Raw genomic sequence first — 3,460 nt, 5'->3', positions numbered from 1 at the left:
TTTAAAGTAGTAGAAGAAGTTACAGTTCTAGAACTAAATAAAGTACGTACAAGATTATTATATGTTAAAGGACAAGTACCAGATTGCCATTTTGCAAATACAAAAGAAGATAAAAGAATTAGGAGTGTTAGTATTTTTTTCATTTGTAGTCCCTAACAGTAAGAGCTATAGTGAGTACTTTTTTTTCTTTTATAGTTTTTGTACTTTTAAAAGGAATTCCAAGGATTGGGATATCTCCTAAAAATGGATTTTTAGATTTAGCATGAGTATCTTTTTCATATAGAACACCACCAATTATAATGGTTTGATTTTTATTTATAGTAAGAGTTGTTTGATAACTTTGTTTTGAAGTGATTGGAAGTCCAGAAGTACCGCCGACTACATTTTCATTATTTAATTTTATTGTTAACTTACACTTTTTATCATCTATTATTTCAGCTTTTACAGAAATTTGTAAACCTATATCAAGAACATTATAATTAGTAGTTTCAGCAGAAAGGTCATCATTTTTAGTTTTTGAAGATATTACCCTAGTAGTTCCACCTGTTGTAATACTGGTTGTATAACCATTTGTTACTAGTATGCGAGGTTCGTTTATAACTTTTGAGATATCATTAGATTGTAAATATTCGAAAAAGTATGAAAGTGATAAAGTATTTGCTATGCTCGTACCATTCAAAAACATATTGAGAGCTAATTGTAAAGAATCTTTAGCTGATGTAGTTACATATAAAGGTTTAGATTTTGCTTTTAAAGTAAGTTCATTTTTTAGTTTTAGTAAATCGCTATAACCACTCTCAAGTATAGTTACTCTTATATCTACAGTTTTATTTTTATAAGGGTCTATAGGAAGTGGAATATCATAAGACTTTACCATTTTTTTAATAACTTTAATTTGCTTAGGAACAGCATTACAATAAAGCATATCTTCACTAAGAGTACAACTATCTTTTAAATTTTCAACATGAACTTCAAAATTTTTAGTATTTCTGTTTTTAAATCTATAAGAAAAATACTGTAGATCAGTCACAGGAGAAACTATATAAAAATCATCTTTTTTATTTAGTGCCAAACCATTAGCATTTATAAGAGATTTAAAATAAGAAAAGAGTTTTTTAGTAGAAATAACTTTACCAACTCTAAGATAAACAATTTTATCTTTAAGAGATTGTTGGAGAATAATATCTTTATTAGTTTCTAAAGATACAGTAATTGCTAAATCTTCAAGATTGATTTTTCCACCCTCAAAGTAAATATTTTTAGAAAATAGAAATAGAGGTAAAAGTAAAAGTATTAAATATCTCATTTGATACTCTTTGCATAATTCCAGATGATTTGAAGTGCAATTTTAGAGGGAATAGCGATTAGTAAAACACCAAAAATAGCAGAGAAGAAATAGTTAGTAGCTAATGAATCAGAAATATTAAAAACAGCAATAGGTTCTAAAGCACAAAATGCAAATGTATTTAGGAAAATTAAAAGTAAAAGTATTTTTTTCATTTTGGTACAATCCAAAGAATAATAAAAGCATAAGCGATACCTATTAAAGAATCAAGAAATGCTCTATCTTGTGAGATTAAACCAAGATTATCAGTTGTTGCAAAAGAATAAGTAAGGGATATTAGAAATAAAAATAAGATTTTCATTTGTACTATCTCTTTTTTATAGCTTGAACTATAACAGCAAAACCAAGATACAAAATTGCACAACCAAATAAACCAAGTATTGTATTAGTAACAATTACATAATCAATCATTTTAAACCTTTAAAAAAAAAGGGGAATTTATCCCCTTAGTAAGATTATCTTTTTTTGATAGCACCAAAAAGCCAAGCGATACCAGCACCTAAAATAACAAGACCAAAAACAGAAACATAAACAGTAGAAACACTTGTAGAAACAGTGTCTATACCAGTAGTTGCCGCAGTTTCAACTGTTTTAAGAGTTGTTGCTAAATCAGCATGTGCAGGAGTACCACTGAACAAAGCACCTACAGAAGCACCAACAGCAATATAAGCTTTAGTTGAAGTTTGTAAAATAACTTCACCAACTTTTTTTACAGAATCAACAGCATTAGAAACTGCACCTTTTACAACATTAAAACCTTGTTTAAGAACATTCATCCTAAACCCCTTTTTATAGAAAGTAGGCGAAACTCGCCCCTAGTAAAGGCACTTGTATAAAATGCCTTTTAAGGAGGAACTTAGAGGGTCTTTAAGAAACTTTTTTAGTATCCACACTAGAAAGTTGCTTCAATAATTCACTTGCACTTTTACCGAGATTTACAGCGTAGAAGTCATTCTCTTTTTTAGGGAAAGCACCTTTGCATGTAAAGATTTGTTTTTTCTCTCTGTTTTGCTTTGCTAAAGCAGTGCCAAGAGCTAAGATTTCACTTTCTGAATCACCTTTGATATGGAAAACTAATAACTCTTCAGTTTGAACTAGTTCTTTATCTTTACTCTTAATATCTTCATTTTCAAAGATTGAAGAAGTATAAAGAGATAATCTATAAAAAGGTTTATCAAGAGGTTTTCCATCAAAATCTTTTTCCATAAAGGTATGTTCCATTCTGTAATCTTCTATCTGATAAGTTAGGTCAAAGCCATTTACAATAACGTTTGATTCTACTGGTGTAGCTCCTACAACAAATTTGTTTTGTTTATCTTTTAATAGTTCAGGAAGTAAGTTTAAAAATGTTTTTGCATTGTCTATTGCATATGCATAATATTTACGAGCTTTTTGATTGTCTTTTAAGTAAGGTTTTTGGAATACACCAACATGAAGAGGTAACATCATTTCATTTACTACTAAGTACTCTTTAAGAGCTTTAGTTAGTTTCATAGCTTCAAGTCTAGTTTCACAAGGGATTACAACGTCAATGCGTTGTGTATATGTAAATAACTCATAATCAGGGTGTTGATATGTGTTTTCCGTGGTTAGGACAACGTGGTCTTTATGAGGCCATTTTGTACCGACTGTAATCATGTGAACTTTTCTAAGAAGAACTTCAGCTTGATAAGCTTGTTTTAAGACTGTTTGCATTTGTAGCACCTTTTAATGTTTGTAGCTATCACTTACCTACATCAAGGGGAGGATTGCTACATAATCCCCTTGTGGAAAATTTTAAGGACGATTCGGGTCACGAATAACAAAAAGCACTTTTATAAAAATGTTATAATAAGAACAAATCTCAAAGGGTTTAACTATTAACTAGTTCTCCTCGAGTTATGATTGTAAATATACTTTACATTTATAAGTTAAATTGTAAGGCATATTTACTTAAATATAGTTTAAATTTTTAATAATATTAAGTATATTTACAATTTTGAGTAAAAAAGGAGGTTATATTGACAAGAACAGAACTTGCAAAGCTTTTAAATGTATCAAGACCTACTTTAAACAGTTGGGAAAAAGAAAAACCAGATTTAGTAAGATTAATAAATCAAGGACTTGTACTTGATG

The 3,460-nt window shown here is 29.1% G+C and carries 6 protein-coding genes; 1 reads left to right on the top strand and 5 read right to left on the bottom strand.

Annotated features, from left to right (window positions below; all coding sequences use genetic code 11):
- Nucleotides 1-139: 139 nt before the first annotated feature.
- The 5 genes from QZZ48_RS14975 to QZZ48_RS14955 all read right to left on the bottom strand — a co-directional run bounded on the left by QZZ48_RS14975 (nucleotide 140) and on the right by QZZ48_RS14955 (nucleotide 3,040).
- Nucleotides 140-1,306: a hypothetical protein gene (locus QZZ48_RS14975; RefSeq protein WP_294967060.1), complete on the bottom strand. Its 1,167-nt coding sequence runs from the start codon at nucleotides 1,304-1,306 to the stop codon at nucleotides 140-142.
- Nucleotides 1,303-1,500 (bottom strand): hypothetical protein, encoded by a 198-nt coding sequence (locus QZZ48_RS14970; RefSeq protein ID WP_294967059.1) that lies wholly within the window; start codon nucleotides 1,498-1,500, stop codon nucleotides 1,303-1,305. Before QZZ48_RS14970 ends, QZZ48_RS14975 begins: the two co-directional genes overlap by 4 nt.
- Nucleotides 1,497-1,646, bottom strand: coding sequence for a hypothetical protein (locus QZZ48_RS14965; protein ID WP_294967058.1), 150 nt, complete (start codon nucleotides 1,644-1,646; stop codon nucleotides 1,497-1,499). Before QZZ48_RS14965 ends, QZZ48_RS14970 begins: the two co-directional genes overlap by 4 nt.
- A gap of 154 nt (nucleotides 1,647-1,800) precedes the next feature.
- Nucleotides 1,801-2,121, bottom strand: a complete 321-nt coding sequence (locus tag QZZ48_RS14960; protein WP_294967057.1) for a hypothetical protein — start codon at nucleotides 2,119-2,121, stop codon at nucleotides 1,801-1,803.
- A gap of 91 nt (nucleotides 2,122-2,212) precedes the next feature.
- Nucleotides 2,213-3,040 carry a hypothetical protein gene (locus QZZ48_RS14955; protein ID WP_294967056.1) on the bottom strand — a complete coding sequence of 276 codons (828 nt, stop codon included), beginning with the start codon at nucleotides 3,038-3,040 and terminating at the stop codon, nucleotides 2,213-2,215.
- Nucleotides 3,041-3,345: 305 nt separating this feature from the next.
- On the opposite strand from QZZ48_RS14955, the gene QZZ48_RS14950 reads away from it, so the two are divergent.
- On the top strand, nucleotides 3,346-3,460 hold a 115-nt coding region (locus QZZ48_RS14950; RefSeq protein WP_294967061.1), incomplete at its 3' end, for a helix-turn-helix domain-containing protein.

It is taken from the genome of Sulfurimonas sp., assembly GCF_016744025.1.
Lineage (GTDB): Bacteria > Campylobacterota > Campylobacteria > Campylobacterales > Sulfurimonadaceae > Sulfurimonas.
The sequence above is the reverse complement of the archived record's forward strand: the minus strand, read 5'-3'. Positions and strand labels throughout refer to the sequence as shown.

Bases quoted from the DNA above. Each gene is read 5' to 3' on its own strand.
- QZZ48_RS14955 (WP_294967056.1), bottom strand. From the start codon at position 3,040: ATGCAAACAGTCTTAAAACAAGCTTATCAAGCTGAAGTTCTTCTTAGA.
- QZZ48_RS14960 (WP_294967057.1), bottom strand. From the start codon at position 2,121: ATGAATGTTCTTAAACAAGGTTTTAATGTTGTAAAAGGTGCAGTTTCT.
- QZZ48_RS14970 (WP_294967059.1), bottom strand. From the start codon at position 1,500: ATGAAAAAAATACTTTTACTTTTAATTTTCCTAAATACATTTGCATTT.
- QZZ48_RS14975 (WP_294967060.1), bottom strand. From the start codon at position 1,306: ATGAGATATTTAATACTTTTACTTTTACCTCTATTTCTATTTTCTAAA.
- QZZ48_RS14965 (WP_294967058.1), bottom strand. From the start codon at position 1,646: ATGAAAATCTTATTTTTATTTCTAATATCCCTTACTTATTCTTTTGCA.